The 25,272-nt window shown below is 59.9% G+C and carries 21 protein-coding genes and 1 other RNA gene; 14 read left to right on the plus strand and 8 right to left on the minus strand.

Annotation, left to right across the window (positions count from 1 at the left end; translation table 11 throughout):
- The first annotated feature begins 66 nt into the window (after positions 1–66).
- The 3 genes from RX395_RS00775 to RX395_RS00785 all read left to right on the plus strand — a co-directional run bounded on the left by RX395_RS00775 (position 67) and on the right by RX395_RS00785 (position 2,757).
- The gene (locus RX395_RS00775; protein ID WP_316364752.1) at positions 67–762 is read left to right on the plus strand and encodes a Bax inhibitor-1 family protein; all 696 of its coding nucleotides are present in this window, start codon (positions 67–69) and stop codon (positions 760–762) included.
- A gap of 139 nt (positions 763–901) precedes the next feature.
- Positions 902–2,020: a TIGR02452 family protein gene (locus RX395_RS00780; protein ID WP_316364754.1), complete on the plus strand. Its 1,119-nt coding sequence runs from the start codon at positions 902–904 to the stop codon at positions 2,018–2,020.
- Between the two features lie 77 nt (positions 2,021–2,097).
- A complete protein-coding gene (locus tag RX395_RS00785; RefSeq protein WP_316364756.1) occupies positions 2,098–2,757 on the plus strand; it encodes an SGNH/GDSL hydrolase family protein in 660 nt (219 codons plus the stop codon).
- Positions 2,758–3,089: 332 nt separating this feature from the next.
- On the opposite strand, the gene thiD is transcribed toward RX395_RS00785, so the two are convergent.
- Positions 3,090–3,920, minus strand: a complete 831-nt coding sequence (thiD, locus tag RX395_RS00790) for a bifunctional hydroxymethylpyrimidine kinase/phosphomethylpyrimidine kinase (protein ID WP_316364757.1) — start codon at positions 3,918–3,920, stop codon at positions 3,090–3,092.
- A gap of 181 nt (positions 3,921–4,101) precedes the next feature.
- Positions 4,102–5,436, minus strand: a complete 1,335-nt coding sequence (thiC, locus tag RX395_RS00795; protein WP_316364759.1) for a phosphomethylpyrimidine synthase ThiC — start codon at positions 5,434–5,436, stop codon at positions 4,102–4,104.
- Positions 5,437–5,607: 171 nt separating this feature from the next.
- Here thiC and RX395_RS00800 point away from each other — a divergent pair, with 171 nt between their 5' ends.
- Complete coding sequence (locus RX395_RS00800; RefSeq protein WP_316364760.1) at positions 5,608–6,129, plus strand: hypothetical protein; 522 nt, start codon at positions 5,608–5,610, stop codon at positions 6,127–6,129.
- Between the two features lie 136 nt (positions 6,130–6,265).
- Here RX395_RS00800 and RX395_RS00805 read toward each other — a convergent pair whose 3' ends face one another.
- Both RX395_RS00805 and RX395_RS00810 read right to left on the minus strand, forming a co-directional pair.
- Positions 6,266–7,075, minus strand: coding sequence for a YaaA family protein (locus RX395_RS00805; protein ID WP_316364762.1), 810 nt, complete (start codon positions 7,073–7,075; stop codon positions 6,266–6,268).
- A gap of 105 nt (positions 7,076–7,180) precedes the next feature.
- Entirely contained in the window at positions 7,181–8,578 is a 1,398-nt protein-coding gene (locus RX395_RS00810) for an aminopeptidase (RefSeq protein WP_316364764.1), read from the minus strand.
- Between the two features lie 166 nt (positions 8,579–8,744).
- Between RX395_RS00810 and polA the strand changes: the two genes are divergently transcribed.
- A complete protein-coding gene (gene polA / locus RX395_RS00815) occupies positions 8,745–11,495 on the plus strand; it encodes a DNA polymerase I (protein ID WP_316364766.1) in 2,751 nt (916 codons plus the stop codon).
- Positions 11,496–11,772: 277 nt separating this feature from the next.
- Here polA and RX395_RS00820 read toward each other — a convergent pair whose 3' ends face one another.
- Positions 11,773–12,600, minus strand: coding sequence for an HAD family hydrolase (locus tag RX395_RS00820; RefSeq protein ID WP_316364769.1), 828 nt, complete (start codon positions 12,598–12,600; stop codon positions 11,773–11,775).
- Between the two features lie 554 nt (positions 12,601–13,154).
- Here RX395_RS00820 and RX395_RS00825 point away from each other — a divergent pair.
- The 4 genes from RX395_RS00825 to ndk all read left to right on the plus strand — a co-directional run bounded on the left by RX395_RS00825 (position 13,155) and on the right by ndk (position 17,118).
- On the plus strand, positions 13,155–14,381 hold the full coding sequence (locus tag RX395_RS00825) for an argininosuccinate synthase (protein ID WP_035138001.1): 1,227 nt from the start codon (positions 13,155–13,157) through the stop codon (positions 14,379–14,381).
- Between the two features lie 233 nt (positions 14,382–14,614).
- On the plus strand, positions 14,615–14,785 hold the full coding sequence (locus RX395_RS00830; protein ID WP_260699153.1) for a hypothetical protein: 171 nt from the start codon (positions 14,615–14,617) through the stop codon (positions 14,783–14,785).
- A gap of 118 nt (positions 14,786–14,903) precedes the next feature.
- The gene (argH, locus tag RX395_RS00835; protein ID WP_316364774.1) at positions 14,904–16,334 is read left to right on the plus strand and encodes an argininosuccinate lyase; all 1,431 of its coding nucleotides are present in this window, start codon (positions 14,904–14,906) and stop codon (positions 16,332–16,334) included.
- 379 nt (positions 16,335–16,713) lie between these two features.
- Positions 16,714–17,118 carry a nucleoside-diphosphate kinase gene (ndk, locus tag RX395_RS00840; protein ID WP_055251725.1) on the plus strand — a complete coding sequence of 135 codons (405 nt, stop codon included), beginning with the start codon at positions 16,714–16,716 and terminating at the stop codon, positions 17,116–17,118.
- Between the two features lie 152 nt (positions 17,119–17,270).
- Here the strand turns inward: ndk and rpiB are convergent, their stop codons facing one another.
- Complete coding sequence (gene rpiB, locus RX395_RS00845; RefSeq protein ID WP_316364777.1) at positions 17,271–17,738, minus strand: ribose 5-phosphate isomerase B; 468 nt, start codon at positions 17,736–17,738, stop codon at positions 17,271–17,273.
- A 271-nt stretch (positions 17,739–18,009) separates the two neighbouring features.
- On the opposite strand from rpiB, the gene RX395_RS00850 reads away from it, so the two are divergent.
- A complete protein-coding gene (locus RX395_RS00850) occupies positions 18,010–19,329 on the plus strand; it encodes an L-cysteine desulfidase family protein (protein WP_316364779.1) in 1,320 nt (439 codons plus the stop codon).
- Here the strand turns inward: RX395_RS00850 and RX395_RS00855 are convergent.
- Positions 19,326–20,084: an HAD family hydrolase gene (locus RX395_RS00855; RefSeq protein ID WP_316364781.1), complete on the minus strand. Its 759-nt coding sequence runs from the start codon at positions 20,082–20,084 to the stop codon at positions 19,326–19,328. The genes RX395_RS00850 and RX395_RS00855 overlap by 4 nt on opposite strands.
- 316 nt (positions 20,085–20,400) lie before the next feature.
- On the opposite strand from RX395_RS00855, the gene rpsA reads away from it, so the two are divergent.
- The 3 genes from rpsA to RX395_RS00870 all read left to right on the plus strand — a co-directional run bounded on the left by rpsA (position 20,401) and on the right by RX395_RS00870 (position 23,241).
- Positions 20,401–21,567, plus strand: a complete 1,167-nt coding sequence (gene rpsA / locus RX395_RS00860) for a 30S ribosomal protein S1 (protein ID WP_022095232.1) — start codon at positions 20,401–20,403, stop codon at positions 21,565–21,567.
- Positions 21,568–21,909: 342 nt separating this feature from the next.
- Positions 21,910–22,271: RNase P RNA component class A (gene rnpB, locus RX395_RS00865), an RNA gene on the plus strand.
- A 331-nt stretch (positions 22,272–22,602) separates the two neighbouring features.
- Positions 22,603–23,241, plus strand: coding sequence for a YigZ family protein (locus RX395_RS00870; protein WP_316364784.1), 639 nt, complete (start codon positions 22,603–22,605; stop codon positions 23,239–23,241).
- Positions 23,242–23,308: 67 nt separating this feature from the next.
- Here the strand turns inward: RX395_RS00870 and RX395_RS00875 are convergent, their stop codons facing one another.
- Entirely contained in the window at positions 23,309–23,755 is a 447-nt protein-coding gene (locus RX395_RS00875) for a C-GCAxxG-C-C family protein (protein ID WP_115596185.1), read from the minus strand.
- A gap of 230 nt (positions 23,756–23,985) precedes the next feature.
- Between RX395_RS00875 and RX395_RS00880 the strand changes: the two genes are divergently transcribed.
- Positions 23,986–25,269 carry an O-acetylhomoserine aminocarboxypropyltransferase/cysteine synthase family protein gene (locus tag RX395_RS00880; RefSeq protein ID WP_316364786.1) on the plus strand — a complete coding sequence of 428 codons (1,284 nt, stop codon included), beginning with the start codon at positions 23,986–23,988 and terminating at the stop codon, positions 25,267–25,269.
- The last annotated feature ends 3 nt before the right edge of the window (positions 25,270–25,272 follow it).

Below are 25,272 nucleotides of genomic sequence, written 5' to 3' on the forward strand. Positions count from 1 at the left end.
TTCGGGTACAATGGCAGGAATCTTGTCACCTACGGCGCTGTCGTGCGCTTTTTGAAAGGACGAAGTATGAACGATATCCAGGGCTATCAGAACGGCCCCATCGAGACCGGCGCAAGTCGCGCCAAGGAGATGTCGCCGCGCGCGTACAATCTCGCCATGTCTGCTCTCATTTTCTTGGGCTTTTGCGCCATGGGCGCCGGTGCTTACTTTACGAGCACCATGGCGTTTGCCCGCATGATGATGAGCGGCGCCGCCCTGCCACTGGTCTTTGGCTCGTTTATCCTGACTATTGTCGGTATCGTCATGATGTCGGCTGCTGCGGGCAAGCAGTCCGTGGGCCTGTCGCTCGTGGGTTACGTGATCTTTGCGAGCACCTTTGGCCTGACCGCGTCGTTTGGCCTTGCCAACTATGACCTGCCCACTATCAACACCGCCTTTATCGCCACCGCTGCTATCACCTTTGTCTTCGGTGCGCTGGGCGTGACCTTCCCCAAGTTCTTCCAGCGTGTGTACGGCATCGGCTTTGGCATCCTGCTTGCCACGATTCTGGTCGAGATCGTGCTGATGTTCATGGGCGTCTCGCAGTCCATCACCGACCTGATCGTGATCGTGGTGTTCGCCGGGTTTATTGGCTACGACACCTATGTTGCCACGACGGTGCCGCCCACGCTGCCCAATGCGGTGCTCATGGCGTCCAACCTGTTCGTGGACATTATCAACGTGTTCCTGCGCATTCTGAACATCCTTGGCCGTCGCGACTAGCGCGGCGTTGCGACGCTTCCTGCCGGACACGGTAAAACGATACGAAAGGCGGTCCTTCGGGGCCGTCTTTTTTGTGCATGGCGGGGTATCATGGATGGGAAAAAGCCGATAGCGGCAGCGACAGGAAAGGTGGCCACGTATGGCAGATGTCGACAACAGGAACCGTAACCGCAGGTCTAACCGAGCGGGTCAGCCCAATCCCAAGCGCGAGGCGCGTGCCAAGGCCGCCGAGCGCCATGTGGCGGCTGTGTCCGAGGCCTGCGCCAAGGACATCGAGCGTTCGCTTGCCGGCGTGCGCGAGTTCGATGGTATGCCTGCCGGTTTTGTCGCGGCGATGAAGGCCAAGGCCCAGAAGGCGGCGACTGCTGAGGAGCAGGCTGCGGAGGTTGTGGAGGCTGACGCTGCCGAGGTGGAGACCGCGGTCGAGCCCGAGGTGGCGCTCGAGTCCGCCGAGTCGGCCGACGAGGCTGAGTCCGAGCCCGCCGAGGAGCCTGCTGCGTCCCTGCCCGAGGTCGCCGTGCTCGACGCCTCTGCCACGCAGGCCATTCTGGATAACGGCCGAGGCTACGCGCAGTTCTGCGACATGGCCGTGCTTGCCTTTGCCTCGTTCACCAATCCGGGCGGTGGCTACATCCAGGGCTATCTGGGACAGGAGGCGACGCTCTGCGCCGATTCGTACCTGTACAACGTGCTCGACAAGCAGCGTAAGTGGTACGTTGAGAACCGTCGCCGCAACATCAACTGCGAGCTGTACCGCAACCGTGCGCTGGTGGTGCCCGCGGTGCGCTTCGACCGCAACCATGTGCACGCCTATGCCGACGTAATCGTGGCCGCCGCGCCCAACGCCAAGCGTGCTCGCCAGGAGTATCGCGTGAGCGACGATGCCTTGCTTGACGCTCTGCGCGATCGCATCCGCTTTGTGCTTGCCATCTGCGACGAGCTGGGTCGCGAGAAGCTCGTACTGGGTGCTTGGGGCTGCGACAACAACGGCTTTGACGCCGAGGCCGTGGCAGAGCTCTTCCGCGAGGAGCTCGCATCGGGCGACTTTAAGGTCAAGCAGGTGTTCTTTGCCGTGCCTTCTACGCGCTGGGATGAGGACTTCGCCAAGTTCGAGCACGTGCTGGCAAGCTTCCCCGAGCGTAACGAGGAGTCCTATGCCCAGGTTGCCGCACGCGCTGCGGCTGCTCGCGCCGCCGAGCAGGCCCAGGCTGCCGCCGAGGACGATGAGGACGATGACGATTGGCGCAAGTACCTGTAATCGGTACGTGCCGACAGATAGGTCGAGCCGGCGGGAGGGCTACTCCCGTCGGCTTTTTACTAAAGGAGGGGCTTACGATGAAAAACGTTCTGTGCTTTGGTGACAGCAATACCTATGGCTATGATCCGGCTGGTATGCGCGATGGCACCGCGGTGCGCTATGCGCAGGATGTGCGCTGGTGCGGCGTGGCGCAGCGTGACCTGGGCGAGGGCTGGCATGTGATTGAGGAGGGGCTCAACGGCCGCACGACGGTGCGCGACGATATGTGTCATCTGGACACTAACCTCAACGGCATTCGCGCGCTTCCGATGCTGCTCGAGGCCCATAAGCCGCTGGATGCGATCGTGATCATGCTGGGCACCAACGACTGTAAGACGGTCTTTAACGTGACAGCTTCTGATATTGCCCGCGGTGCCATGGCGCTGATTCGCGCCGTCCGCGCGTTTCCGTGGACCGACGCCGCGCCTTGTCCGCGCATTCTGCTGATGGCTCCTATCAAGATTAAGCCGCAGATCGCCGATGTGTACATGACCGACTTTGACGAACACTCCGTCGAGGCTTCGGAGCATTTTGCCGAATACTATGCGCACGTGGCCGAGCAGTTTGGCTGCGACTTTTTGAATGCCGCCGAGTTTGCCGAGCCGGGCGATATCGATTATCTGCACATGATGCCCGAAAGCCACGAGAGCCTGGGCCACGCCGTGGCAGCCAAGCTCCAGGACATGCTCGGTGAGTAGCACGGCCCCAAACCACCACAAAGGTACCTTTGCGGTGGCTTGTTTCGTTTGTTTGTCTTGATCTGTAACAGTTGTAAGGCCGAAAACGGCCTAGATGTTACAGATTGAGATTATTTAGGTCGATATCGGTCGTTTGTCTCGATCTGTAACATCTAGGGTCGATTTTGCCGAGTTACTGTTACAGATCGAGATTATCTTCTCAGCGGAATTTGAATATCTCGATCTGTAACAGGTGGGCCGAAAAATGGGCTCTAACTGTTACAGATTGAGATGTTTGTGAAGACCACTGCAAAGGTGCCTGTCCCCTTTGCAGTGGTTTTGGGCTGCGAATCTTAATATTGCCACATGTGGTTGACGGGGCCGGAGCCTTTGCCCATGTCAAAGCCGGCGGCAAGAGCGCCGGTTAGGTAGGCCTTGCCGGCGTTGACGGCGTCGGTAAGTTCCATGCCCTGGGCCAGCGCACAGGCGATGGCGGACGAGAGCGTGCAGCCAGTGCCGTGCGTGTTGCCGGTCTCGATGCGCTTGTGGCGGAACCACGTGGTGAGTGGATCGCCCAGGTGGTTGCCCTCGTCATCGAGCGGCGCGGGCTCTGCTAGCACATCGTTTGCCTCGTTGGCAAAATGCCCGCCCTTAACGAGAGACGCGCAGCCATAGCGGCGGGTGAGAAGCATGGCGGCATTTTGCTGCGTGCGCTCGGAATCGACCTCGTAATCGAGCAGCGCCATAGCCTCGGGAATGTTGGGCGTGATGACGGTTGCCAGCGGGAACAGGCGGCGGGTGAGTGCCTCAGAGGCATCCTCGGCAATGAGGCGAGCGCCCGAGGTGGCGACCATGACGGGGTCGACGACCACGTTCGTTGCGTTCCAGGCGCTCAAGCGGTCGGCGATGACTTCGATAATCTCGACAGAAGAAACCATGCCGATCTTGACGGCGCTCGGGCGGATGTCGTCAAAGACAGCGTCGATTTGCGCGGCTACGATATCTGGCGAGATATCCTGCACGGCGGTGACGCCCAGGGTGTTCTGTGCGGTGATGGCTGTAATGGCCGTCTCGGCATACAGACGGTGCGCCGTGATGGTCTTGATGTCGGCCTGAATGCCGGCGCCACCGCTGGAATCGGATCCTGCGATGGATAGAACGGCGGGTACCTTGCTACGATCCATGTTCGCTCCCTTGTCCGGTCGGATTCAAATGGGTCTTTTACCCCGCATTATAAAGATGCCCGGGCCGGCTGTATGCCGAACCCGGGCGGGCGATGCAATCTTTGCGCAAATGTAAGCAAATGCTCACATGTCAACAATTGACGGACGTTGGTATGGAGAAATAAGCGATTTCGAGACCCGGCTAATCCTCCATGCCCAGGTCGATCGTCGTGCCCTCGAAGATCTTGTTGACGGTACGGACGGCACACATCTTGCCACACATGGTGCAGGTACCCTCGGTGGCGGCAGGGGATTCCTCGTAGCGCTTCTTGCCGGTGACCGGGTCGAGAGCACACTTCCACATGGCATCCCAGTCGAGTTTGCGGCGTGCCTGGCCCATCTTGTCGTCCATGTCGCGGGCGTGGGGCACCTTCTTGGCGATGTCGGCGGCGTGTGCGGCAATCTTGGTGGCCATGAGGCCGTCGAGCACATCCTGGGCGTTGGGCAGGCATAGGTGCTCGGCCGGCGTCACGTAGCACAGGAAGTCGGCGCCGGAGCTGGCGGAGATAGCGCCGCCGATGGCTGCGGTGATGTGGTCGTAACCCACGCCGATATCGGTCACCAGCGGCCCGAGCACATAGAACGGGGCGTTGTGGCACAGACGCTTCTGCAGCTTCATATTGGCGGCGATCTCGTCGAGCGCCATGTGGCCCGGGCCCTCGACCATAACCTGGACGCCGGCGGCCCATGCGCGCTTGCACAGCTTGCCCAGCTCGATCATCTCGGCGGTCTCGGTGGCGTCGTTGGAGTCGTAGAGGCAGCCCGGGCGGCAGGAGTCGCCGAGCGAAATCGTCACGTCGTACTCGTGGCAGATTTCGAGCAGCTCGTCAAAGTACTCGTAGAAGGGGTTTTCGTTGCCGGTGACCTCCATCCAGCCAAACAGCAGCGAGCCGCCGCGGCTGACGATGTTCATGAGACGGCCGGTCTCCTTAAAGGTCTTGGTGACCGATTTGTTGATGCCGCAGTGGATGGTCATAAAGTCCACGCCGTCCTCGGCGTGCGCGCGCACGACTTCGAACAGGTCGTCCTTGGTGAGCTTGACCAGCGGCTTTTCCATGTAGCCGATGGCGTCGTACATGGGGACGGTGCCTACCATGAGCGGCGTCTCGTCGATGAGCTGCTGGCGGAACTGGCGCGTCTTGCCCGAGTTGGAGAGGTCCATGATGGCGTCGGCGCCAAAGTCCTCAGCGATCTTGACCTTCTTCCATTCCTCGGCGGCATCGGCCTTGTCGCCCGAAATGCCCAGGTTGACGTTGACCTTGGTGGACAGGCCCTCGCCGACACCAAAGGCGCGCATGCCCTTTTTGATGTGCACGATATTGGCGGGAATGGCGATGCGGCCGTCTGCCACGCGCTCGCGGATGTACTCGGGGTCGCGATGCTCTCGCTCGGCGACTTCCTTCATCTGCGGCGTGATCTGCCCTGCGCGGGCGAAGTCGATTTGCGTGACGAGCTTGGGCTCGGTCTGTGTGCTCATTGGCACGGCTCCCTTCGTTGGCATTACCCATATCAGGTTTGCGGGTCAGGGCGGGCGCGCCCAGTCTCAGCCTGCCGTCTTGTCCTGCAAGCTCCCCGTTTATGTAGTGGGCTCAAGTATAGCTCGAATGGGTACGATTGGCCTAACGAGCGTGCCTGTGGGGAGGCGTACATGGAAGACAAGCATCTATATCGAGAGACACAATGGGACACATCGGCCGAGGAGGGCCGTGCGCACCATGGGTTGGTCGCGATTGGCTTCGCGGTGCTTGCCGTGCTGGTGATTGCCCTTTGTATCTGGACGTTTGGCGGTCGCGGCGGCGCTGCCTGGGAGTTTGAGGCCGATGATAGCCTACCGATTATGACGGTGAGGAGTACTGGCGGTAATGCCAATACGCTCGCCATTCCGGGCGATTATTGGTACCCGCGCGATGAGTTTGTGCAGTTGCAGCTGAGTGGTGGGTCCATTCCAGGCGAAGAAATCGAACGCGTGACGTTTGACGCGGCGCTCAAAACGCTGACGGTGAAGCTCAAAGATCAAGGAGATGTGCCCACGACCATGGATATCGCCCTGACGGAATGGCGTCTGGAGCCTCCATCGGGTGTTGCGGTGTCCGAGGTTGAGCACGTCAAGATTGTCTATCAGGACGGTTCGACAAACGGGATTGCAAAGGCCGACGGTCTAGCAGAATAGGTGTCGAGCCTAGCCAGCCAATTCATAAAAGTTGCGGTGGAATAGTTCCCGATTGTGCGATAAAAGGCTCAAATAGGAACTATTCCACCGCAAGTTATATAGAGAAGGCTGAGCGGGTCAGTGTTGGGTGCCGGCTCTAGAGCATCTGTTCGTTGATGAACACGAGGGTGCCTGGGTATGAGAGTTCGGGGGCGTGGCGATAGCCGATGTTGAACTCGGTGAGACGGTCGGCGTCCTCGAGTCCGTTTGCTGCCATCCAGCGCACCATGGAGCCGCGCGCCTTTTTGCTGGCGGTCGAGCGTTGGATGGGCTTGCCGTTGCGGATGCCTTCGCCAAAGAGACAAGTGACGGTCGTGGCGTCGCCTGCGAGATGGGGTAGAACGGCCTTGGCGTACTCCGCGCTGGCAAGGTTGACGACCGTGGTGTTGGAGCCGGTCGGCGCAATGGCGCATACAAGTTTGTCGCCCCAAAACGCATAGAGATCGCGAGCGCCGTCGACGGCGAGCTTGGCTCCCATTTCGAGCCGATAGGGCTCAACGCCATGGAAAGGCCGCACGCATCCGTACAATCCGGAGAGGATCCATAGATGGTCTTGCAGCCATGCGAGCTGTGCGGCATCCATGACCTCGGGCGCCATGCTTTGGTATTGGACGCCGTGGTAGGACATGACGGCGGGGGAGATTCGACGCGCGATATCGGGATCGGCGAGGTCGGCATCGCTCAGGACGGGCATAAATTCGTGAAGCGTATCCAGGCACGTTGTAAGCAGCCTGTCGCTCACGTTCCAAAGAGCCTGAAGACCTGCCGCGCCACCCTCGCTCTCGATACTCAGGAGTGCCTGATGGACCCGGGCCGTCTGATGTGCAAAAGGCGGTATGCCCAAAACGTCAAAGGCATCTTGAGCTGTCCGCATCTGTTTGGCGGGCGAAATGACGACCTGCAGCATGGACACTCCTCTGCCAAAAAAGGAAGTTGCGGTGGAATACGGTCTGTTTTGGCCGTTTATGGGCTAGTTTAGTCCGTATTTCACCGCAAGTTAAAAGGAGACTGGCTAGGCGCGCTCGAGGAAGGCCTTGTAGCCGCGGTAGGCCTCGTAGATATCGGCCTTGTTAGCGACCTCCCACAGGGCGTGCATGGACAGGACGGCAACGCCGGAGTCGATGACGTTCATGCCGTACTTGGCCATGATGTAGGCGATGGTGCCGCCGCCGCCCGCATTGACGCGGCCGAGCTCGCAGGTCTGGAAGTCCACGCCCGCCTCGTCCATGATGTCGCGGACGAGGGCCACATACTCGGCGTCGGCGTCGTTGGAACCACCCTTGCCGCGGCTGCCCGTGTACTTGTTGAAGCACAGGCCGCGACCCATGAAGGCTGCGTTCTTGGTCTCGAACTTGCCGGCATAGCCTGGGTCGAAGCCGGCGGACACGTCAGAGGAGAGCATGCGGCTGCGGGCGAGCGCGCGGCGAAGGGCCAGCGGGCTGTCCTCGCCGGCGAGCGTCATGATCTCGGCGACGGTGTTCTCGAAGAAGCGGCTCGTCATACCGGTGGCACCCACGGAGCCGATCTCCTCCTTGTCGACGATGAGCGTGATGCTCGTGCGCTCCACGTTGGCGACGTCGATCTGGGCGAGCATGGAGGGGTAGGCGCAGACGCGGTCGTCGTGGCCATAGCCCAAAATCATGGAGCGGTCGAGGCCCATGTCGCGGGCGGGGCCGGCGGGCACGACCTCGATCTCGGCGGAGAGGAAGTCCTCCTCCTCGACGTCGTACTGCTCCTTGAGGATGTTCAGGAACATCTGCTTGGCGGGCTCCTTGGGGGCGTCCTTGTCGTCCTCGTCAAACTTGACGGGACGGCCACCCACGATCACGTCGAGGATCTCGGCGTCGACGGCGTCCTTGGCGGGCTTGGACATCTGCTCGCTCGAGAGGTGGATCAGCAGGTCGGAGATGGTAAAGACCGGGTCGTCTTCCTTGTCGCCGATGTTGATGTCGACGGTGGTGCCGTCCTTTTTGCAGATGACGCCCACGAGTGCGAGCGGGGAGGCTACCCAGTGGTAGCTCTTGACGCCGCCGTAGTAGTGCGTGTCGAGGTAGGCCATGTCGCCGGCCTCGAAGGCGGGATTCTGCTTGAGGTCCAGGCGCGGCGAGTCCACGTGGGCGCCCAGGATGTTAAAGCCCTGCTCGAGCGGGGCGGTTCCCAGGTTGACGAGCATAAGGTCCTTGCCGTGGTTGGCGGCGTACACCTTGTCGCCTGCCTTGAGCTCGCGGCCTTCGGCGATCACGGTCTCCAGGTCGACGTATCCCGCCTCCTCGGCCATCTTGATGCCGGTCTTGACGCACAGGCGCTCGGTCTTGTTCTCGCTCAAAAACTGCTTATAGCCGCGGCAAAGCTCCTCGAGCTCCTCGATTTGCTGTGGCGTGTACTTTTTCCATGCGCAGGGACGCTCCATGACGCAGGCTCCTTTCGGATCGATCGTGCTGGTTGATGTACCGTGAGCCATCGTATCACGCGCGGGCTCACGGTGGCGGGGGAGCTTGATGTGAGGTGGCCGCGGGGCGGGGAGCGTGTAAACTGGAGTGAGCAAACCGTGCCCAGCCCAAAGCGAGGTATTTAATATGTCTGACAAGCGCCGCACTTTTGCCGTTATCGACGGCAACTCGCTCATGCACCGCGCCTTCCACGCCGTGCCGCCGACCATGAACGCGCCGGACGGTCGCCCCACCAACGCGATCTTTGGCTTTCTGAACATGTTTCTTAAGATGATCGATGCCTTTAACCCCGACGGTGTGGTCGTGGCGTTTGATAAGGGCAAGCCGCGCGTGCGCATGGAGATGCTGCCGCAGTATAAGGCGCAGCGCCCGCCCATGGACCCCGACCTGCACGCGCAGTTCCCTATGATCAAGGAGCTGCTCACCGCGCTCAACGTGCCGATTCTGCAGTCTGAGGGCTGGGAAGGCGACGATATCCTGGGAACCATGGCGCGCCTGGGTGAGGAGGCCGGCTGCGATATGCTGCTGGTGACTGGCGACCGCGACATGTATCAGCTTGTGACCGAGCACGTCAACGTGGTCTCGACCCGCAAGGGCCTGTCCGACGTGGCGATTATGACGCCCGAGAGCGTGGATGACCTGTATCACGGCATTACGCCGGCGCTCGTGCCCGATTTTTACGGTCTAAAAGGCGATACGTCGGACAACATTCCGGGTGTACCGGGCATCGGCCCCAAAAAGGCGAGCGCGCTCATCGCACAGTACGGCAGCTTGGACGAGGTCATCGCGCATGCCGACGAGGTCAAGGGCAAGATGGGCGAGAACCTACGTGCGCATATCGACGACGCACTGCTGAGCCGCAAGGTCGCAACCATTCGCACCGATGCGCCTGTCGAGCTCGACTTTGACGAAACGTCCTTCCCGGCGTTTTCTGCCGACGAAGTCTCCACGGCGCTGGGCACACTCGGCATTACGGCCATGCAGAACCGTTTCTTGTCGCTGATCGGTGGCGAGGGTGGGGCTGCGGCCACTGTCAGCACGTTTGAGATACCCGCGGTTTCGCGCGCTGCCGCCGGCGATGCCGAGGCGCTCACTGTCGCTGCCGCCGAGATCTCTCGCGCGATCGAGGCAGGCGAGTGGATTGCCGCTGTGGTGGACGATGACAAGGAGGAGGGCGCGCTCTTTGGGCTGACGCGCACGCTGTGGCTGGCGACGTCCAAGGGTCTGTTCGCGCTCGAGGAGGGCGACAGCGATGCGGCGGCTGAGGTTGAGGGCTTCAACTTCGTCCACGGCGTGATTGCCGGCGCGCTCGCGCGCCTGTTTATGGAGGGCCGCGTGGCGAGCCCGGATATGAAGGCGCTGCTGCATGAGCTTTCGCCCATCGATTCTTCGGAGCCCGAGCTCATGGATCCGCTGGCAGTCGATTCCACGCGCATCTTCGATACCGTTGTTGCCGCCTACCTGTTGGATTCCGATCGCTCCGAGTTCGATGAGGCATATCTTGCCGATACCTATCTGCAGATGGCGCTGCCTGCGGCGCGCGGCGCAGAGGGTGCTGGTGAGGACGCTCCGGCGCCTGCCGCTCGCACGGCGGCCTTGACGCTGGTGCTGGTCGCACCGCTGCGTGACCGCATGGCCCGCGAGAACGCCGCCAACGTGTTCGATGGCATCGAGATGCCGCTCGTGCCGGTACTTGCCAAGATGGAGCGCGCGGGCATGCTCGTGGATCCCGATCGCCTGCACAGCCTGTCCGAGGGCCTGGCGACCCAGATCACCGAGGTCGAGCGCAGCATTCGCGACCTGGCGGGTGACGAGACCTTTAATATTGGCAGTCCCATGCAGCTGTCGCACGTACTCTTTGATGTGATGGGGCTTCCGACCAAGGGCCTCAAGAAGACCAAGCGCGGTTACTATTCGACCAACGCCAAGGTGTTGAGCGATCTTGCCCGCGATCACGAGATCGTGCGCCTGATTTTGGACTGGCGTGAGAAGTCCAAGATTAAGTCGACCTATCTGGACACGCTAGGTCCGCTGCGCCGTGGTGATGGTCGTGTGCACACCACGTACAACCAGACCATCACCGCGACGGGACGTCTGTCTTCGAGCGACCCGAACCTACAGAACATCCCGACTCGCTCGGAGCTGGGGCGTACCGTCAAGACGGCGTTCTCGGCGGGCGAGGGCAGCGTCTTTCTGGCGGTGGACTACTCGCAGATCGAGCTGCGCCTACTCGCGCATCTTTCGGGTGATGAACATCTGGTGCGTGCCTTTAACGAGGGCGAGGACTTCCATGCCGAGACGGCCGCGCGCGTATTTGGCGTGCCGGTGTCCGAGGTAACGCCCGACCTACGCAGCCGCGCCAAGGCCGTGAACTTTGGCATTGTGTACGGCCAGCAGGCCTACGGCCTGTCGCAGTCGCTGCATATCTCGATGGCCGAGGCACGCGATATGATCGATCGCTACTACGAGGCCTACCCGGGCGTGCGCACGTTCCTCGATAATGTGGTGGCGCGTGCCAAGCAGACGGGCTACGCCGAGACCATGTACGGTCGCCGTCGCCACATTCCTGAGCTCAAGGCCAAAAACCCGCAACTCCGTGGCTTTGGTGAGCGCACGGCCATGAACCATCCCATGCAGGGCACCGCGGCTGACATCATCAAGATCGCCATGGCCCGCGTAAGCCGCCGCCTGGAAGAAGAGGGCTTTGCCGCCCACATGATTCTGCAGGTACACGACGAACTAGACTTTGAGTGCCCCGTCGACGAAGTCGAGCGCCTCACCGCCATGGTCCGCGACGTCATGGAGCACGTAGTAGACCTCCGCGTACCGTTGATCGCCGAAGCCAGCACCGGCATAACCTGGGCCGACGCCAAATAGGAAAGCAACCACAGTTCCAAAGTAACCAAAAACAGAAGGACGCCCCTTATCAACAAGGAGCGTCTTTCGTTCAATTAAATTCAGTCAAAGTATCTAGGCGCCAAGACGCCATCTAGGTGGCAAGCAAGTCACCCAAGGACCTGGCCGGGCGAGGCGGGTAAGTTTTTCGTAGATTCCGCACGAGCCGGAAAGCACTTAATGTGCTTTCCGAGCGAGCCCAGGACCTGACCGAGCGAAAAACTTACCCGCCTCGCCCGGCCAGGTCCGACGAGCTACGTTAACGAGCCGCCAAGATGGCGTCGATGAGCGTCAGTACGCCCCCGTCGTTGTTGCTCGGAATGCGCCACTTGGCGTGCGCGTTCATATGCTCCTCGGCGTTGTCCACGATAAAGCTGTGACCGACGCGCTCCAGCATGGGGATGTCATTGTACGTATCGCCCGCGGCAGCGGCGTCAGCGATATCGATGCCCAGGTGCTCGCAAAGATGCGCGACGCCGGCGCCCTTGTCGACACCCAGGTTCATAAAGTCGATCCACTCGCGCCCGGCGTTGGTGACGTAGAGCTTGTCCGAGAACTCGGGGCTATAGGTCTCGCGGAAAGCGGGCTCGGCGTCGTAGCCGGGGAAGAAGACCGAAATCTTGTTGGACTCGAAATCAATGCCCTCAAAGCTGTCGACGTAGTTGATTGTGTTGTAGTAGACGCTGATCTCGTCGTGGTACTGATGGTCGCGGGCAAGCACGTAGAACTCGTCGAAGCAGCACAGGACGGGAACGGCGCGCGGGTCCTCCGAGGCACGGCTCAAGACCTGCTGATACAGCGCCACATCGATGTTGCTCTTATAGATATAGTTGCCGCGATAGATGACGCAGGCTCCGTTGTCGGGACAAAAGGCGAGGCGGTTCTTGATGCCCTCGAACATCTCCTCGAGCTTGGGGGCCGGACGTCCGCTAGCGGGGCAGAACACGATGCCAGCCTCGGCGAGCTTGTCCAGGCGCTCATCAAGACCCTGAGGTAGCACGCGCTCGTCGGTGAGAAGCGTCTTGTCCATATCAACGGCGAGAATCTTAATGTTTCCAATATTGGCGTCCGATTCGTAAGTTTGCATAAAAGCGAGCCTTTCGTTTCGAAATTGTTTCAGATGTTATAACCATCAACTCGTAGTCAGGCGTATTTTCGCAGGAACGCAGCGTATTTGCACTGCATTTCACAAACTAATGAAAAAACTTTTCAGAAATTTGAATTTGCCGCTTGTGCAGCAGGCACTTTAGCGTAATATAGCGACCATCGAAAACGGAGACGGAAAAACAACCGCTTACCGATGAAAAGGTACCGTTTACGATATTAGAATTGCGCCCGGCGATACGTGAAAGGAGAGGCAGATGCAGTTCGTAAAGATCATCACCACTGCAGACAATGCCATCCGACGCCAGCGTGCAATTTCCCGACGACGATAACAATCGTCTCTGTCCGCATGGGGCGAATTGCCTCAACAGAGTCATTTTGAGGTCGTTGGGTTTTAGCACGACATTGCTGCATGTTTCTAGGGCATGTATGTGCTGATTTTTGCTATTTAACCTGATATTGCACGGTATATGACCTTGAAATGACTTGCAACTGACCGATGTTCTAACTAGCTACCAAGGGCGAAAGGAAACAGCCATGAGCAAGGAAAAAGTCGTTCTCGCATATTCCGGTGGTCTTGATACATCCGTATGTGTCAAGTGGCTCCAGGACGAGAAGAATCTCGATGTCGTTTGTGTCTGCGGCAACGTGGGCCAGGAGGAGACCGGCCTGGATGCTAAGAAGCAGAAGGCGCTCGACCTGGGCGTTCTCGATTGCCAGGTGCTCGACCTGCGCGACGAGTTCTCCGATGAGTTCTTGACTAAGGCCATCGCCGCAAACTCCATGTACGAGAACAAGTATCCGCTGCTTTCCGCCCTGTCTCGCCCGCTGCTTGCCAAGAAACTTGTCGAGGTCGCTCACGAGTTTGGCGCGACCTACGTCGCCCACGGCTGCACCGGCAAGGGTAACGACCAGGTTCGTTTTGAGGCTGCCGTCAAGGCCCTCGATCCCGAGCTTAAGGTTATCGCCCCGGTTCGCGAGTGGGATCTGAAGTGCCGTCCCGACGAGGTCGCCTATGCCCACGCCCATAACGTGCCGGTTCCCGAGGGTGCCAACGATAACCCCTATTCCATTGACGACAACCTGTGGGGTCGTGCCATTGAGTGCGGCCACCTGGAGGATCCCTGGAACGAGCCGCTCGACGACGCCTGGGTTATGACCAAGAATCCCGAGGACACGCCCGATACCCCGACTTACACCGAGATTGAGTTTGAGGCGGGCAAGCCCGTCGCCGTCGACGGCAAGAAGATGAAGCTCTCCGAGATCGTCATCGCCCTCAACAAGATTTCGGGCGACAACGGCTTTGGCCGTCTCGACCTGGTCGAGGATCGTCTGGTGGGCCTCAAGAGCCGCGAGTGCTACGAGGTTCCCGGCGCCCTGACGCTCATCACCGCCCACAAGGCACTCGAGGACATCTGCGTCGAGGGCGACCTGCTCAAGACCAAGATTAAACTCGAGCAGGATTGGGCCACCGCCGTGTACAACGGCCAGTGGTACAGCCCGCTCAAGAACGCGCTCGACGCCTTTATGGCCGACACCCAGAAGTTCGTGACCGGCACCGTCCGCCTGAAGTTCTTTAAGGGCAACTGCCATGTCGTCGGCCGCAAGAGCCCGTTTAGCCTGTATGACTACGGTCTGGCTACCTACGACCGTGACACCACGTTTGACGAGAAGGCCAGCGCCGGCTTTATCGAGATCGATACGCTGTCGCTCAAGACGTGGGCCAAGGTCCAGGGTCCCAGCTCTGCCGCTGCCCAGGCTTAAGTCTTCCTTCCCTTGGTATCCGCGCGGCCCATCCGCGTGATACCTAACGGGCGCATGGGGTCCCTACCTTTCGTTATGCTTGCTGACACTTCTTAACATCGGTGGCCCCTACGTTCCGCCCGCATATATGATGCCGCGACTGCGGCTGAGTCCGAGCCCCGCCGGGGTTGTCCGGCGGGGCTCCTTCTATCAATTTGGCGGCTCTGCGCCTATATATATGAGGAGTATCCATTATGTTCAATGCTATTGCGCATGCTTTGCTTGCCCTCGCGCCTGAGATCGATGCTGCAAAGGTCGAGGATGTCCCTATGAGCCTGAAGGCCTGGATCGATGGTTCGCAGGGCAACATCCGGAGGGAGACGTTGGGCGCCAAGTGCATGGTGCGTCACTTCTTTGCAAATTAGCTACATGGCCCCGCGCACGGTAGGGAGTGTGTAAAACTAGCGGTTGATAAATCGCTTTAGCGACAGGGCACATTGCTTTGGGCGCTTGTTTTGGTATTTGGAGAAAGGAGACGGTTCCATGGCTCTTTGGGGCGGTCGTTTTGAGGCGGGCGTGGCCGAGGTCACGCAGGAGTTTGGCGCGTCGCTGCCGGTCGACAAACATCTCTATAAGCAGGATATCGCCGGCTCTAAGGCACATGCCAAGATGCTGGCGGCCCAGGGCATCATCAGTGCCGAGGACGAGCAAGCGATAGCCGAGGGCCTGACCGGAATCGAACAGGATATCGATGCCGGCAACTTCACCTTCGACATCAACGACGAGGACATTCATATGTCCATCGAGAGCGAGCTGACGCGTCGCATCGGCGAGGCTGGCAAGCGCTTGCATACCGGACGTTCGCGCAACGACCAGGTGGCGACCGATACGCGCCTGGGCGTCAAGGCGCTGGCCAAGGAGCTCATGGAGGCCAATCTTGAGCTGCGCCATGTGCTGGTGGATGCGGCCAAGAAGTACGACAAGGTGATTCTACCGGGCTACACGCACATGCAGCATGCTCAGCCCGTGCTGCTGTCGCATCATCTGCTGGCGTATTCCTGGATGTTCGCGCGCGACTTTACACGCCTGAAGGCCGCCTTTGATGCCGCCGACAACTGCCCGCTGGGTGCTGCCGCGCTTGCCGGTACGAGCTATCCGCTCGATCGCCAGATGACGGCTGCTGAACTTGGCTTTGCGGGCGTGATTCCCAACTCGCTCGATGCGGTTTCCGACCGTGATTTCCTGCTCGATCTGCATTACGCCGGCTCCGTCATGGCGATGCACCTGTCGCGTCTTTCCGAGGAGATCGTGCTGTGGTCGAGCTCCGAATTTGGCTTTATCACGCTTTCCGACTCGTACTCCACTGGCTCGTCCATCATGCCGCAGAAGAAGAATCCCGACTTTGCCGAGCTTATTCGCGGCAAGAGCGGCCGTGTCTATGGCAACCTGGTGCAGCTGCTCGTAACCATGAAGGGCCTGCCGCTTGCTTATAACAAAGACTTGCAGGAGGACAAGGAGGGCGCGCTCGATACCGCTCACACGCTCATGCAGTGCCTGTCCGTTATGGCCGGAATGATTTCGACTTGGACCGTCAACGAGGATGCCATGGCGCGCGAGTGCGGCGTGGGGCACCTTGCCGCTACCGATGTTGCCGATTACCTGGCCAAGCGTGGTCTGCCGTTCCGCGAGGCACATGCCGTGGTGGGCCATCTGGTCCTGATGTGCGAGAAGCGCGGCTGCAATCTTGAGGACCTGCCGTTTGAGGTGTTCCAGGAGGCAAGCCCGCTCTTTGAGCGCGACATTACCGAGGCGCTCGACATCCCGTCGATTGTCGCCGCGCGCGCGACCGAGGGAGGCACCGCTCCTGCCGCCGTTTCCGTGCAGCTGCAGCGTGCCGAGGCACAGCTCGTGGCCGACGAGGGCGTGTTTGGATCGCTGACCAAGGTCGTCGAGATGGGTCACGGGGTTAATTAGCTTATTGGATGCGTCTGTCTGGTGTGTTCATCATATCTTGCCTTTACGGGTGCCCGCTACGGTGGGCGCCCGTATTTTGTTGCTAGGGGGGAGGGGTTTGTCGAGAACTTCTGTAGGACCTTTGGGCAGGTTGTGAAGGGGGTACGTTCGCGGGTGGCAACCGACCGTCTGCTCTGTTCGGTGCGGTTGATAGGCGGTCGGATGGTACTCTAATCAGGCTTCGAAACAGAAGTGACACATATGGAGCGCTTTAATAAATTGCAGCGTTTCAATAAACAGCTTTTTGTTTAACTGCAGCTAAAACTCTGTTACGATGCAGTCCAGGCGGGTGCCGGAATGGGACTTGGGCACGCGCGAACCTACTTGAAAGGCTACTTTTATGGCTATCGAGAAGACCTTCATCATGATTAAGCCCGACGCCGTGCGCGACCGCAAAATCGGCGAGATCGTTGCTCGCATTGAGCGCAGCGGCCTTGTCATCGAGCGCATGGAGATGACCACGCTCGAGCGCGCTACCGTCGAGGAGCACTACGCCCATCTGGCCGACAAGCCCTTCTTTGGCGGTCTCTGCGACTTTATGACGAGCGGTCCGGTCGTCAAGATGGTCGTTTCCGGTCTCTCCGCTGTCTCCAAGATGCGCACCCTTATGGGCGCTACCAACCCGCTTGATGCTGCCCCCGGCACCATTCGCGGCGACTTCGCTGTCGATGTCAACGCCAACGTGATCCACGGCTCCGACTGCCTGGAGAACGCTGAGATCGAGATCAAGCGTTTCTTTGGCTAAACCAGCTTTGACTCCTTAAAGCTGTTAGCGTGTGGCTTGGGCGCCGCGGGATTCCATCCGCGGCGCCCTTTTATTCCAAAATCTATGAAGGGGCCCGCTCGGGGCATGAGTTCCGAGCGGGCCCCTGCTGTTAGCTTGTGGCACTGAGTAGTTTAGGCTTCGTCGACGACCTTGAGGCCGCGCGTGTGGTCGATCTCGTTGAGGAGGTTAACGCGACGCTCGTGACGACCGCCCTCAAACTCGGCGTCGAGCCACTCGTCGACAATCATCTTGGCGAGCTCGGAGCCCACGACGCGGGCGCCAAAGGCGAGCACGTTGGTGTTGTTGTGCATGCGGGAGAGCTTGGCGCTGAAGGGCTCGGAGCATACGACGGCGCGAACACCTTCGACCTTGTTGGCGGCCAGGCTGATGCCGACGCCGGTACCGCAGATCAGGATACCCAGGTCGACGTCATCGTTGGCCACGGCCTTACCCACCTTGTAGCCGGCGATGGGGTAATCGAAGCTCTCGGAGGTGTCGGTGCCAAAGTTCACGACCTCGCAGCCGCGCTCCTTCAGGTGCTCGGAGATGATGTTCTTGAGCTCGACGGCGGCGTGGTCGTTACCGATACCAATCTTCATGAGTGGTTCCTCTCTGGTCCGTGCGGCGGAATTGCTAAAGGTTTTACCGCGTTCGACTGCATGATAGCGCGACTTTTGTGTAAACGCTCGGGCGTTTTTTGGTCAAACGCTTTAGCATGTAACAAGACTAGCTTTTCATGTATTAATGCTGTCAGTTTGCGCTTGAACGCCGTCCGCCGGAACTTGGGTTGCGGTTTTTGATGCATTGTTATCAAATAAAAGAGCTAACTATTATCGAGAGCCCAGCCCTTTATACAAGTAGGAGATACCTATGCTTGCCGATTCCCTTCGTGATACCGCGTTTTGCGATGTTTTAAACCGCGAGCTTGTCTGTGCGCTCGGCTGCACCGAGCCCATTGCCGTTGCCTATGCAGCGGCGCTGGCGAGCCAGACGCTCGGTTGCGAACCCGATCATATGGACGTTGCCTGCTCGGGCAACATCATCAAGAACGTTAAGAGCGTGACCGTGCCCAACTCGGGCGGCATGCACGGTATTGAAGCGGCGGCCGTGCTGGGTGCCGTGGGCGGTGACGCCAAGAGCGCACTCGAGGTGCTCGAGAGCGTTAACGACGAAGACCGTGCTCGCGTGTCCGAGCTTCTCGCCGATGCCGGTTACTGCGATGTGTCGCTTGTCGAGGGTGTGCCCAACCTCTACATCAAGGTGACTGCGACGGCCGGGGGCCATACCGCGGTCGTCGAGATTACCGATCACCACACTAATGTCACGTGCCATACACTCGACGGTATTCCGGTATGCGGCAAGTCGGCGGGGGAGTGTGCCGCCTGCGCCGAGCGCGTCGTGGCCGAGCGTGCGGCAGATAACGCCGATACCCCTATGAGCATTGAGTCCATCATCGACTTTATCGAGGACGGTGACATTGAGGACGCCCGCGCTGCCGTTGAGCGTCAGATTGAGCTGAACGGTGCGATCAGTGCCGAGGGCCTGGCGCACGCTTGGGGCGCCGAGGTGGGCCGTACGCTGCTGGGCGCTCGTGCCGATGACGTCGCCTGCCGTGCCCGTGCCCGTGCGGCCGCCGGGTCCGATGCCCGCATGAACGGCTGCGCGCTGCCGGTCGCCATCGTGTGCGGCTCGGGCAATCAGGGCATTACCTGTGCCTTGCCCGTTATGGAGTATGCCGAGTATTTGCGCTGCGACCATGATCGCCTGGTGCGCGCCGTGATGCTGTCTGATCTGATCGCCGTGCATATCAAGAGCTATATTGGTGCGCTCTCGGCGTTTTGCGGTGCTATTTGCGCCGCATGCGGTGCCGGTGCCGCGATTACCTGGCTGTGTGGTGGCACGCGCGAGCAGATTGGCGCGACGGTTTCGAACACGCTCGGTGACGTGGGCGGCATCGTGTGCGATGGCGCCAAGGCAAGCTGTGCCGCCAAGATTTCCGCTGCCGTTGATGCGGCGATTCTGGGCCACGATATGGCCATGCAGGGCCGCGGCTTCCGTGCCGGTGAGGGCCTGATCCAGGATACCGTCGAGCAGACAATCGCCAGCATGGGCTATGTAGGCCGTGTGGGCATGAAGGACACCGACGTCGAGATCCTCAACATCATGATCGGCAAGACTCGAGTCTGTTAGGACAGTTCGTCGGCTATTTGGTGTTCGTAGAAGGCTTCTACTACGGCGTTGAAGTTGCGGGCGAAGTCTTCCATGGTTCCGCGCCAGGTGGCTCGGCTGGGCTTGCCCTGGCCTACATAGGCAGTCTGAATGCCGCAGGCGGGGCTGGGGAAGTCGCGCTTGGGGTCGTTGCCTACCATAAGGACCTCGTGCGGCTCGAGCCCCATCACCTGAAGCTGCTCTAGATAGTAGGTGGCATCGGGCTTGCAGCGGGTGGTGTTTCCCATGTGCGTGACGAGCTCAAAGGGGGCGTCGGCCAGATCGCCCCAACCCATGCGGCACTCGATGGCCCCCTGAGGAAAGCTGGGGTTGGTAAAGAGCGCGCAACGCAGTCCTGCGTCCTGTACGGCCTGAAGCGCGGCGTGTGCGCCCGGCATGGCGTGGGCGTTGATGACATCGTCGTTCTTGTACGGAAGAACTTCGCGGTCGTAGTAGGTAAACGCCTCGTAGATAAGTGGGTCCGAGAGGCAAATGCCGCACCGGCGCTCAACCTCTTCTTGGTAGAACTCCAGATTGGTGCGATTATCCGTGCCGCTTCGGCGATTGGCGTTGAGGTCGACCAAGATGGTGCCGAGGCGTGCCATCGTGCCACCGCGGCTGCGGCGACCGATATCCGCGAGCATCGACGAGACATCCTTAAAATAGCGAAGGATGAACGCGTTGAGGTTGATGCTAAGAAGCGTTTCGTCCATATCGAAAACGACTGCTTTGAGCACGCGGGCACCTTTCTCGAAAAATCGTTCCAGAATCGTTGGCTCCGGATACTTTACCTCAAAGGCGTATGGGCAAACTGCTTATCGTCAAGTTGTGGAGGCGGCTGTCCATAAGATTACGAAAAAGTCTCCACACGAGTAAAATATCGCAGTTCACGCTTGAAATCGAACTCATTTCCCCGTAACCTATACGAACGTGATTGCATAAGCGTCACATTAGTATCTGTCGGCTCCCGAGTGTTCCTAAACGTTGTGTGCTTGTCGCACCCTTCTGTAGGTCCTAGCAATCGGGGCCCCGTAGTTCGAAAGGGGTCCACCTTTGAGTGAGATTCAGAACTCGTCCATTTTCTCTCTTGACGATGTCAATGAGGAGGAGATGAACAACCTCATCGACGGTACGATTACCGACTTTGATGAGGGCGATCTCGTTAACGGCACTGTCGTTAAGATCGAGCATGACGAGGTGCTCGTTGACATCGGATTCAAGTCCGAGGGCGTTATCCCGGTCCGCGAGCTGTCCATCCGCAAGGACGCTAACCCTGCAGACATCGTTGCACTCGGTGATCCCATCGAGGCTCTGGTTCTCCAGAAGGAGGACAAGGACGGTCGTCTGGTCCTGTCCAAGAAGCGTGCCGAGTATGAGCGTGCTTGGAACCGCATCGAGGAGAAGTTCAACTCCGGCGAGAACGTCGAGGGCGAGGTTATCGAGGTTGTCAAGGGCGGCCTGATCCTCGACATCGGCCTGCGTGGCTTCCTGCCCGCTTCCCTCGTCGACCTCCGTCGCGTCAAGGACCTCACCTCCTACATGGGCACCCGCATCGAGGCTCGCGTCATTGAGATGGACCGCAACCGCAACAACGTCGTCCTCTCCCGTCGCGTCGTGCTCGAGGAGTCCCGTAAGGCCGAGCGCTCCGAGATCCTGTCCAAGCTCAAGTCTGGCATGCGTCTCCAGGGCACCGTTTCCTCCATCGTCGACTTCGGCGCCTTCGTCGACCTCGGCGGTATCGATGGCCTCATCCACATCTCCGAGCTCTCCTGGAACCACGTCAACCATCCTTCCGAGGTTGTCAAGGTCGGCCAGGAGGTCGAGGTCGAGGTTCTCGACGTCGATCTCAACCGCGAGCGCATCTCCCTGGGTCTCAAGCAGACCACCGAGGATCCGTGGCGCGCACTGGTCAAGAAGTACCCCGTCGGCGCTATCGTCGAGGGCACTGTGACCAAGCTTGTCCCGTTCGGCGCTTTCGTCGACCTGGGCGAGGGCATCGAGGGCCTGGTGCACATCTCCGAGATGGCCAACAAGCACGTCGATCAGCCTTCTCAGGTCACCCACGTGGGCGACAAGGTTCAGGTCAAGGTCATGGAGATCGACCTCGACCGTCGTCGTATCTCCCTGTCCATGAAGTCTGCTGCTGAGACTCTGGGCGTTGAGATCGAGGTCACCCCGCTGCCTTCCGAGAAGAAGGACGAGGAGACCGACGCCGAGTAAATCGGTTTGACGATCACTTGTTTTAAGGGATTCGTCCGCAATGGACGGGTCCCTTTTTGCATTTGCTGATGAGGTGCGCGATGCTTCCCGTGTGCAATGCTGCCCTGGCTGTTCGCAGACTATTGGGTTGTCGGTGCATGAAAAATGCCGACATCCCGCCTCGGGGAGGAGGCGGGAACGCACCGAGTAGACGGAGGGGTGCGGAGCGCGGTCGCGTCTCGACTGACGACGTTGCCCATCGACGATACTATTGTACTGCATAGCGTGGTTCTTGGTTTATCGTGTCGAACGCTTGTGTTGTGCCATTGCCTGCGGCAACGGTGTGCTACACTCTTGCACTGCTGAGTGGGCCAGACGGTCGCGCGATGTGCTGCTTGCGGCACGCGTGAGGAAAGTCCGGGCTCCAGAGGGCGGGATGCCGGCTAACGGCCGGGCGGAGTGATCCGACGGAAAGCGCCGCAGAAAAGAAGACTCCCACCTGCGCCGCAAGGCGTAAAGGGAAAAGCTGAAACGGTGGTGTAAGAGACCACCAGCGCCGTGGCGACACGGCGGCTTGGCAAGCCCCATCCGGAGCAAGCGCGAATAGGAACGCTATGGGCCGGCCCGGTCCGCGTTCGGGTAGCGTGCGTGGAGCTGTACGGTAACGTGCAGACAAGATAAATGACCGTTCACGACAGAACCCGGCTTACAGGCCCACTCAGCAACTATGTTGACGCTGCGAACCCGTCAGCGCGGCAATCTGCCTTTCAAGCCTTCGGGCATGACCATAAGGTCAATGCCCTCGTCTTTCAAGGCACCTTGCTCGCGCTGACGGGTTCTCGCCTTCGACGGCGTCAGCTGGCCGATTTGGCGCTCATTCGTCGGTCGCCGCCATAAGGCGTGCTCCCTCCTCTTTCGGGCCAAATCGACTCAGCTGACGCCGTCTCGCTGTCTTTGGCTGGTCATTGGCGTTGCCGTTCTATTTATCGGGGTTAACGGTACGGGCTTTGCCGTATTATTGAGGCTGTTTGTTGCTTTGCTTGTTGTTGAGGGGCTTTGTTGGACAGCTATTTTACTCTGCAATCGAATATTGAGGCTTCGGGCGAGTTTGTGGACCGCAAGAGCCGGTTTATTGCCCAACTGGTCCATATTGAGTCCGAGGACGAGGCGAATGCCTTTATCGAGATGGTTCGCAAGCGTCATTACGACGCTCGGCATAATGTGCCCGCGTGGATTTTGGTCGATGGACGCGAGCGCCAGAGCGATGACGGTGAGCCGAGCCGCACGAGCGGTATGCCGACGCTCGAGGCGCTGCGCGGCGCGGGGCTCAAAAATGTTTGCTGCGTGGTGACGCGCTATTTTGGCGGCACGCTGTTGGGTCCTGGTGGCTTGGTGCGCGCCTATACCGCGGCGACGCAGGCGGCGGTGGCCTCGGCTCAGGAGTCCGGGCAGATCGTCGAGATGACGAGTGTCGTGCCGGTTGTCGTGCATGTGGCCTATCCGCAGTATGAGCAGGTGCTTCGCTTGGCCCAGGATTCGGGTGCCAAGGTTTCGGATACCGATTACGCGGATACCGTGACACTTCACTTGGTGTTTAAGGCAGGGGAGCAGGAGTCGTTTTGCGCCAAGATGCGCGAGCTTATGGCGGGGCGCGAGGAGATTGAGGTCGGCGCTCCCGAATTTGCCGAGTTCTAACGGCGACGGCCGGCGTGCTTTTGGATGGATCCCAAGCGCGCCGGCCGTCGTTTTCTGTTGCTGCCGTTTACTCGGCAAGCTGCTTTAGCATATCGCAGGCGATCTCGACGGCATCGTCGATGCAGCCGGGGCAGCTGCGGAGCGGACCCTTATCCGATCCAATGCCCTTGAGCGTGCCGCAGACGGTCGTCGTGTTCTTCTCGCCAAAACGCTTGGCGATTTCGCGCGACAGTTTGTAGGTCTGACCCTTGGTCTTGGGGTTTTCCATGCCGTCGCTCATCACGAAGCCCATGATGGCCACGGCGCCCGAGATGGCGCCGCAGGTTTCGGTCATGCCGCCCATGCCGGCGCCAAAGCCCTCGGTGAGGGTAAAGGCGACCTGGGGGTCGAGCCCGACGGCGGGCGCGAGCGTGCAGGCGACGGCCTGGGCGCAGTTAAAGCCACGGGCGTGGTATTCGGCAGCCTGAGCCTGACAGGCGGTGATGTCGAGCTGGGCCGTATCGATTTGCTTCATCGTTGTCTCCTTGGTCACGGTGTACCCGCCTATGGTACCCGTGACGGTGCGTGTAATCATCGAGAGCTTCATGTATGCCTCATTTTTATCTATCGAGCAAATGCCCAAGGCTTGAGATAAATACCCCTGATCAATTTGTCCAATAACCTACCTTGGGGATGGGTTGAGAGGGGTGCAGGGTAGCGGTATCGTGAACCGAATGAAACGTAACCCAGGCAAGGGAGCTAGATATGAGCGAGCAGACCATCGGTACGACATGTGTTCAGGGCGGCTATCACCCGGGAGATGCGGAGCCGCGCCAGGTGCCCATCTACCAGTCCACCACGTGGAAGTACGACACGTCCGAGCACATGGGCAAGCTGTTTGACCTGGAGGAGTCGGGCTATTTCTACAGCCGTCTGCAGAATCCCACGTGCGATTTGGTTGCCGCCAAGATCTGCGAGATGGAGGGCGGCACCGCAGCGATGCTCACGAGCTCGGGCATGGCTGCGAACTTCCTCGCGATCTTTAACGTGGCCGGTGCCGGCGATCACGTGGTCGCAAGCTCTGCCATCTACGGCGGTACCTACAACCTGCTCGCCCACACCATGGGCCGTATGGGGCTTACCTGCACGTTCGTTGCCCCCGACTGCACCGATGAGGAGCTCGAGGCAGCCTTTGAGCCCAATACTAAGCTCGTCTTTGGCGAGACGATCGCCAACCCCGCCCTTGCCGTGCTCGATATTGAGCGCTTTGCCAAGGCCGCGCACGACCACGGCGTACCGCTGATGGTCGACAACACCTTCCCGACGCCCGTGATGTGCCGTCCCTTTGAGTGGGGCGCCGACATCGTCACGCACTCCACCACTAAGTACATGGATGGCCATGCGGCCTACCTGGGTGGCGTAATCGTCGACCACGGCCAGTTTGACTGGATGGCCCATGCAGACAAGTTCCCGGGTCTCACCACGCCAGACGACAGCTACCACGGCGTGACCTATGCTGAGAAGTTCGGTCGCGAGGGCGCCTTCATCACCAAGGCAACCGCTCAGCTCATGCGCGACCTCGGCCCCATGCAGAACCCGCAGGCGGCGTTTTTCTTGAACAGCTCGCTCGAGAGCCTGCATGTGCGCATGCCGCGTCATTGCGAGAACGGCCTGGCCGTTGCCAAGTTCCTGCAGAGCCATCCCAAGGTGCGTTTCGTGAGCTATCCGGGCCTGGAGGGCGATAAGTACTATGACCTGGCTCAGAAGTACATGCCCAACGGTACCTGCGGCGTGGTGAGCTTTGGCTTTAACGGTGGTCGCGCGGCTGCCGAGACCTTTATGAAGAGCCTTAAGCTCGCCCAGATCGCCACGCACGTGGCCGACGCCCGCACTTGCTGCCTGCATCCCGCTAATGCCACGCACCGCCAGATGAACGATGAGGAGCTCATTGCCTGTGGCATCTCCGCCGACATGGTGCGCCTGTCGTGCGGCCTCGAGGACACGGCTGATCTGATTGCCGACCTTGAGCAGGCGCTTGAGCAGTGCTAGGCT

Source organism: Collinsella aerofaciens (assembly GCF_032584215.1).
In the GTDB taxonomy this organism is placed as follows: domain Bacteria; phylum Actinomycetota; class Coriobacteriia; order Coriobacteriales; family Coriobacteriaceae; genus Collinsella.

Coding starts and splice junctions, on each gene's coding strand:
- RX395_RS00820 (WP_316364769.1), bottom strand. CDS start 12,600: ATGCAAACTTACGAATCGGACGCCAATATTGGAAACATTAAGATTCTC.
- rpiB (WP_316364777.1), bottom strand. CDS start 17,738: ATGAAGATTGGTATCGGTAACGACCACGCCGCCGTCGAGCTCAAGAAC.
- RX395_RS00825 (WP_035138001.1), top strand. CDS start 13,155: ATGAGCAAGGAAAAAGTCGTTCTCGCATATTCCGGTGGTCTTGATACA.
- RX395_RS00780 (WP_316364754.1), top strand. CDS start 902: ATGGCAGATGTCGACAACAGGAACCGTAACCGCAGGTCTAACCGAGCG.
- RX395_RS00875 (WP_115596185.1), bottom strand. CDS start 23,755: ATGAAGCAAATCGATACGGCCCAGCTCGACATCACCGCCTGTCAGGCT.
- RX395_RS00850 (WP_316364779.1), top strand. CDS start 18,010: ATGCTTGCCGATTCCCTTCGTGATACCGCGTTTTGCGATGTTTTAAAC.
- RX395_RS00830 (WP_260699153.1), top strand. CDS start 14,615: ATGTTCAATGCTATTGCGCATGCTTTGCTTGCCCTCGCGCCTGAGATC.
- RX395_RS00775 (WP_316364752.1), top strand. CDS start 67: ATGAACGATATCCAGGGCTATCAGAACGGCCCCATCGAGACCGGCGCA.
- ndk (WP_055251725.1), top strand. CDS start 16,714: ATGGCTATCGAGAAGACCTTCATCATGATTAAGCCCGACGCCGTGCGC.
- argH (WP_316364774.1), top strand. CDS start 14,904: ATGGCTCTTTGGGGCGGTCGTTTTGAGGCGGGCGTGGCCGAGGTCACG.
- RX395_RS00880 (WP_316364786.1), top strand. CDS start 23,986: ATGAGCGAGCAGACCATCGGTACGACATGTGTTCAGGGCGGCTATCAC.
- RX395_RS00805 (WP_316364762.1), bottom strand. CDS start 7,075: ATGCTGCAGGTCGTCATTTCGCCCGCCAAACAGATGCGGACAGCTCAA.
- RX395_RS00785 (WP_316364756.1), top strand. CDS start 2,098: ATGAAAAACGTTCTGTGCTTTGGTGACAGCAATACCTATGGCTATGAT.
- RX395_RS00800 (WP_316364760.1), top strand. CDS start 5,608: ATGGAAGACAAGCATCTATATCGAGAGACACAATGGGACACATCGGCC.
- thiC (WP_316364759.1), bottom strand. CDS start 5,436: ATGAGCACACAGACCGAGCCCAAGCTCGTCACGCAAATCGACTTCGCC.
- polA (WP_316364766.1), top strand. CDS start 8,745: ATGTCTGACAAGCGCCGCACTTTTGCCGTTATCGACGGCAACTCGCTC.
- RX395_RS00810 (WP_316364764.1), bottom strand. CDS start 8,578: ATGGAGCGTCCCTGCGCATGGAAAAAGTACACGCCACAGCAAATCGAG.
- thiD (WP_316364757.1), bottom strand. CDS start 3,920: ATGGATCGTAGCAAGGTACCCGCCGTTCTATCCATCGCAGGATCCGAT.